The sequence below is a fragment of the Streptomyces sp. NPDC001393 genome (genome assembly GCF_053597455.1).
On sequence record NZ_JBSFIH010000120.1, the window covers coordinates 1 to 6,184 of the forward strand.

Genomic DNA, 6,184 nt, shown 5'->3' on the forward strand with positions numbered 1-6,184 from the left:
AGCCCCACGTCACGAGCCGGGAAAGACCGTGAAACGAATCGAAACCCTCACCGAACATGTCCGCCTGAAACAGCAGCGAGGTTAATGATCAAGCTGAAGCTGGGCTTGGGCCTCCAGTGATTGTTCCAAGGCGTGTTCGTAGAACTCGGGATTGGCCTCGGTCAGGGCACGGTAGATGCGAACGGCTTCCTCGAGGGCGGTCAGCGCCTCCTCCCGCCGGTCCAGATTCCTCAGCAGCGCGGAGAGGTTGTACAGGCTGCGGGCAAGTTCCGGTAGGTGCGTGTCAGGGGCGGTGGCGGCGAAGGTCCGCCGGACGCGGACCGCTTTCTCGGCAGCGGCCCGGCTCTCCCTCCACAGACCCGGAACGCCCGTCCGCGCCGGAGGACCGGTGAGACTGGGAGGGATGCCGGGTAGGTGGGAGCCGGCCAGCGTTCGGCGGATCCGGAGGGCTTCCTTGACAACGGCCCGGGCATCCCTCCACCGCCTCAGCAACCCTGTCCGCGCTGGGGGATTGGTGAGGTTGCGGATGTCGCCGGACAGAGAGTTGGCCAGGGTGCGGTAGGCAGTGACAGCTTCCTCGATGACGGCCAGCGCTTCCTCCAGCCGACCCAACTCCCGCAGTATCACGGAGAGGTTGTTGAGGCTTCCGGCGAGGTCGGACAGGTGTGTGTCGGGATCGGCCTCGGACACGGCACGGTAGATGAGAACGGCCTCTTGGAGGGCTGTCAGTGCTTCCTCACGCCGCTCCAGATCCGCGAGCACCCTGGCGAGGTTTTCCATACAGCGGGCGACGGCAGGACGGAAGTTGGCCAGGGTGCGGTAGGCGGTGGCGGCTTCCTCGATGACGGCCAGCGCTTCCTCTGGCCGACCCAACTCCCGCAGTATCACGGAGAGGTTGTTGAGGCTTCCGGCGAGGTCGGACAGGTGTGTGTCGGGATCGGCCTCGGCCAGGGCACGGTAGATACGAACGGCTTCCTCGAGGGCTGTCAGCGCCTCGTCTCGCCGCCCCAGATCCGAGAGCGTCCTGGCAAGCTTGTGCAGGCTTTCGGCGAAGGCGGGCAGGTGCGTGTCGGCGTTGGTCTCGGCCTGAGCACGGTAGATGCGGACGGCCTCTTCGAGGGCGGCGAGGCTCTCCTCTCTCCAACCTAGATGCCTCAGCAGCACCGACAGGTTGGCCAGGCTCAGGGCCAAGCTGAGCAGGTATGTGTCGGGGCGGGCGTCGGACAGGGTTCGGTAGGTAGTGACGGTTTCCTCGAAGGCCGCCAGGGCTTCCTCCCGCAGCCCCCGATCCGCGAGCATTGAGGCGAGGTTGTTCAGGCTTCGGGCGAGGGCGGGCAGGTGCGTGTCGGGGTCGGTCCCGGCCAGGGCACGGTAGATGCGGACGGACTCTTCGGCGGCCGCCAGGGCTTCCTCCTGCCTGCCGCGAATGCGCAGCCCAACGGCGAGGTCGTGCAGGCTCCCTGCAAAGTCAGGCAGTCGGTCGGGGGCGTCGTGGGAGAGGCCGCGGTAGCGGTTGCTCAGTTCTTGGGTGAGAGCGATGGCCCAGTCGTTGAGGCGCCGGATGGAGAAGGGCAGGTGACGCCTGAGCTGTTCGAGGTCGGCCAGGGAGGTGGCCGGATCGCGGGTGATCTGGTGAAGGGCAGCGACGAGAGGGTCGGGGCGCTCGGCACGGATGGCGGTGCCTATGGTGTGCTCGGCCAGCATGGCGACGTGCTGTACACACAGTTCGGTCAAAGACGCGTCGAGGCGGCCGTGGAAGACAGGGTGGGCGGTCGCGCGGCTGTAGATCGTCAGTAGTCGAGCACCCTGTGTATGGTCGGTGCCGGGTACGAGACGGTGGGCGAGGAGGGGATCGGCTTCCAGGTGGCGGCCGACGAACCTTTCGGCCAGCCGATCGGGCTGGAGGGTGCCCCATGGACTCGACTCCGTCGGCGGGTATACGGCGGCGATCCACGACAAGACGGCGTTGCGGCGATCGCGGGGCTGGTCGGCCAGGGCTGTCACCTTCTGCAGGACCTCGTCGGCCTGATCGCGGGTGCCGGCACCGATCAACACGGAGGCGGCCAGCGCCTCTTCGAGGGTGCCAGTGGTCAGGGCCGGCGTCAGCCCGCGGGCAGTGGCGCTGTGCTCCCAGTAGCGGCGCTCGTGGATGAGCAAACGGTCTTCCACGTCCGCGGCTTCGACTGTCGCCTGGAGCGTCGTGGGGCTGAGGTCGGCGGCGTCCAGGAGATCGACCAGGGCGGTCATTTGCAGGGTCAGCGCGTTGTCCATCCCGGCACGGGTGAGTTCGGGGATGGGGAGGGCAGCGGCCAGAGCGGGCCAGTTGTGGCCGCTGTGTCCGCGCACACCAGGCAGCGCGGCCGCGAAGGCGTCCACCGCTCGTCGGTATGCTCTCGGGCGGTCGGCCACATCGGGCTCGAGCGCCGGCAGCGCGACCACCGGCGTGCCGTCCAGCAACTCCGCAGTGGTACGGCTGGCTGCCTGCGCGCTGATCCACCAATCGCCGGCCGTGCGGGCCAGTAGCAACACTTTTAACGCGGTCGCACCACCGTGATCGGCGGCAAGCTCCAGCAGCGCCGAAAGCTGTGCGGTGCGCGTCTCGGCGTAATCCAGCACCACGAGCAGCGGCTTGGCTGCCTGGCGCACCGTGGCAAGATCGGCGAGCGGGGCATCCGCACGGAGCCATAGCACCGCCCATCCGTTTGCGGCCTGCCCGGCGGCCAGGTGATGGGCCAGGCGGGTTTTTCCCTGTCCGCCGGGACCGTATAGCAGCCAGGCTCCGAATCCGCCCTGCCCGCACCAGTCGGCCAGTTGCCCCAACAGTTCCTCGCGGCCGCGGAAGCTCACAACTTGCCGACCTGCCTGCAGCAGGGCGGCTGGCGATGCCAGACCGCCGGGCGCTACCGCAGCCTCGGCTTCGGCCAGTTCCTGAAGCTCCACCGCTTCCAGCGCCATGCGGTCGACGCCGTGCTCGGCCAGGGCCGCCCGGAAATCCGCGTTGTGGTGCAGCACATAGGTCGGGACCGCCTTCAGTGCGGCGTGGCCGGAGTGGGCCGAATCGAGGGCGATCACCCCGGTCAGGAGTCGGCCGCAGAACATGGCCGCTCCTGACAGCCCGCCCCACGGCGAGGAGTCGCTGGCCGCCCAGGCGGGCGGGTGCTGACCCAGATCCATGACGTATCGATTACCGACGATGCCGCTGCCTGGATTCACCGTCCCGGCCAGCTGCATGGCCTCCACGGCGGCCCCAGGGCGCTGGGCCACATCCGGCACCCCCCACGTCTCACATGGCTGCCCGGGCCGCTCAGTCACCAGGCGCCCCCAACGCACCCCCGCCCCCGCCGGCGGCTGCCACGCCATGTCATCGACGTACACCAGGGCCGCGTCATCACGCCCACCGGGCGTGCCGCACCACACCACCATCCCGCCGAACGTCGCTTTGCTGCCCGGGTGGAACAGCCGCACCAGCGCTCCGCGCCGGGCAACGACGTGCGCCGAAGTGAGTACCAGCCGCGGACCGACAACATACCCCGACCCTGGGCCGCTTGGGCTTGTCACTGCCACAAGCCGTTCCCGATCCACTGCCATCCCCCTGTCTTGTCCCCGCCGATGACACTCGATCAGTCCGGTATGCGTCCACTCACATCCCCCGGGCCTTCGGCGCGGCCAACGGCTCCACTGACGAGCAGGTCGCCACCCTCGGGGTTCCTCGGGGTCAGGGTGAACGACACCTTGTGCGTGCGGTGCCGGGCGACCCCCGCCTCCGTGTCCGCCGTCACCGCCCATACCCGAAAGCCAGCCTTCGCCCTTGCATCCACGCGCAGCTCGACCTCGAACTCCATCTCCACCGGCCCCACAGCGAACGCTATCTCCCGTCCCGCCCCACGCGCCGCGGCCTCCAGGAGTTCATCACGCACCGCCGCCACTGCATCCGCCAGACCGATCTCCACGTGCCCCACCTCTTCTTTCGACCGGGTAGCTCCGAGGACCCAGCGTAGAGTCTCCCCAGCGCTGACAACTGACCATCGGACAGGCCCTGGTGGTAGCTACCCGAAGCGGCAGTGGCGCCACACGTGTTGTACGCGATCTCGCTCAGACCGGTGCTGAGCTGTAAAAGGTGGTCTCCACGCGCCTCGGGCCACACGGTTGCCTCACAGAAGCCGCGACGACCTCCACCATGGCGTCGCCCCCGGCGGGCGTGTTCCGCCAGGTCCGCCACGGGTCACCGCAGCTCGTCGGCCACACGCACGGGATCGAGGTCTCCACTGCGAACAGCCGTTGCGCGTCCAGAGCACCGCGGCGGCGAACGGGTCCTGGACCGCTGCCACCGCCGCCAGCCTCTCGTGCCCCGGCACGGAGGCAGGCACGGCCGCGATGCGATCGCCGGGGACCCGCGCCAGCTTCTCCGGCCCCGCCGGCTTCGGCAGCGGTCGTACCGAATCCGCCACCAGACCCGCCCCCGGCTTCGGCATCAGCACCGAATTCGCGACGGTGGGCCGGTCGGTTGGTGTGACGGGGCGGCGTCTGGGAAGGGCCCGCAGCAGGTCACCCGCCGCGCCGGCCTCCGCGATCGCCCCGCGCTGTTCACCGAGCACCGCATGCAACAGCGTCGTTGAGGCGCTGTTCAGACGTGAATTGCATGGTCGTGCCTTTCGGGAGTGCCATTGAACGGCGCTGCTTGACTCTGTCGGGGATCTTGGAGTTTCGCGGTGCGGCAGCATGGTCAACGGGCATGCTCGGATAGTTCCGCCGACCGACGCAGATGTCGAGGTGCCCGTTGTCCCTTCGCCCCCGTTCCGGTGAGCAAGTCCCGCCTCTGACTGCGCAGGTTGCGCGGGCGAGCAACCCGGGTGGTACGACGGCGATATGGGTGCGTGACCGGCTGGATGGGCTGTGGTGCGACGAGGACTTCGCCGACTGGTACCCCCGGGATGGGCGGCCGGGTCTCTCGCCTGCTCAACTGGCCACTGTCTGTGTGCTGCAGTTCCTGCTCGGCCTGTCGGACCGGCAGGCCGCCGAGGCGGTCCGCTGCCGCATCGACTTCAAGTACGCGATGGCCATGGAGCTGGACGATCCCGGCTTCCACCACAGCGTGCTGGCCGACTTCCGTGACCGTCTCGCTGAAGACGACCGTGCTGACCGGCTCCTCGATCTCGCGCTGGCCCGTCTCAAGGAGGCCGGACTGGTGCGCGAGCGCACCACGCAGCGCACCGACTCCACCCACGTCCTGGCCGCGGTGCGTGACCTGACCCGCCCGGAGCTGATCACCGAGGCGGTCCGCGCCGCACTCGAAGAAGTCGCCGGCACGTCCCCTCATCTGCTCGACGAACTGGTCGATGAGGACTGGGGGGCTCCGCTACGGCCGACCGGTCCGTCTGGGCAAGAACCCCACCAAGCCCAAGACCAGGATCCTTGCCACCGGAAACGACGCCGTCCGGCTCCTGGAACACCTCTACCGGCACGGAGCAGACCGCACGTCCGGCCCTCGCATCCAGGCCCTGCGCCACATCATCGTGCAGAACTACCACCGTGACGCCGCAGGCCACCTGCGCTGGCGCACCGCCGAGACGGAAGGCGGGCCTGGACTGCCGCCCTCCTCCCGGGCGGTCGTCTCGCCCTACGACACCTCAGCCCGCTATGCACGGCACGGCCACATCATCAGCTGGAAGGGGTTCACCGCTCACCTGACCGAGACCTGTGCTTCCGACGGTCCCAACGTGATCACGGACGTGGCCACCACCGCGGCCACCACCCACGACAGCCAGGTCCTGCCCGGCATCCACACCCGCCTGGCGCGTCGCGGACTGTTGCCCGCCGAGCACCTGGTCGACGCCGGCTACACCTCCCTGCCCCACCTGGAACAAGCCAGCCGTGAACACCAGGTCACCGTCTGCGGGCCGCTCCGGAGCAACCCCACCCGTCAGCACCGCCGGAACGAGGGCTTCGCCCGGGACGACTTCCACATCGACTACGACCGTCATCAGGTCACCTGCCCTCAGGGACAGGTAAGCGCGGGCTGGCACGGCCCCTACCCGACATCCTCGCCCACCGCGGCCCCGCTGATCGTGGCCAGGTTCACCAAGAGTCAGTGAGCTCTTTCAGAGCGGCCACCGGATGGGTGACGAGGCCGGCGCCCGCAACGCACGAGGCTCCCGTTCCGTTGAGAGAGGTGTTCGACGTCTCA

3 protein-coding genes and 1 pseudogene are annotated in these 6,184 nt (G+C 68.8%); 2 read left to right on the forward strand and 2 right to left on the reverse strand.

Annotated features, from left to right (window positions below):
- Positions 1–81 precede the first annotated feature (81 nt).
- Together ACWC2T_RS45375 and ACWC2T_RS45380 are read right to left on the reverse strand one after the other, a co-directional pair.
- Entirely contained in the window at positions 82–3,465 is a 3,384-nt protein-coding gene (locus ACWC2T_RS45375) for a tetratricopeptide repeat protein (RefSeq protein WP_450676142.1), read from the reverse strand.
- A gap of 155 nt (positions 3,466–3,620) precedes the next feature.
- On the reverse strand, positions 3,621–3,950 hold the full coding sequence (locus ACWC2T_RS45380) for a trypco2 family protein (protein WP_450676143.1): 330 nt from the start codon (positions 3,948–3,950) through the stop codon (positions 3,621–3,623).
- Positions 3,951–4,762: 812 nt separating this feature from the next.
- Between ACWC2T_RS45380 and ACWC2T_RS45385 the strand changes: the two are divergent.
- Both ACWC2T_RS45385 and ACWC2T_RS45390 read left to right on the forward strand, forming a co-directional pair.
- Positions 4,763–5,089 (forward strand): annotated as a pseudogene (locus ACWC2T_RS45385) (transposase); the annotation flags it as partial.
- Positions 5,090–5,336: 247 nt separating this feature from the next.
- Positions 5,337–6,092 (forward strand): transposase, encoded by a 756-nt coding sequence (locus ACWC2T_RS45390; protein ID WP_450676144.1) that lies wholly within the window; start codon positions 5,337–5,339, stop codon positions 6,090–6,092.
- The last annotated feature ends 92 nt before the right edge of the window (positions 6,093–6,184 follow it).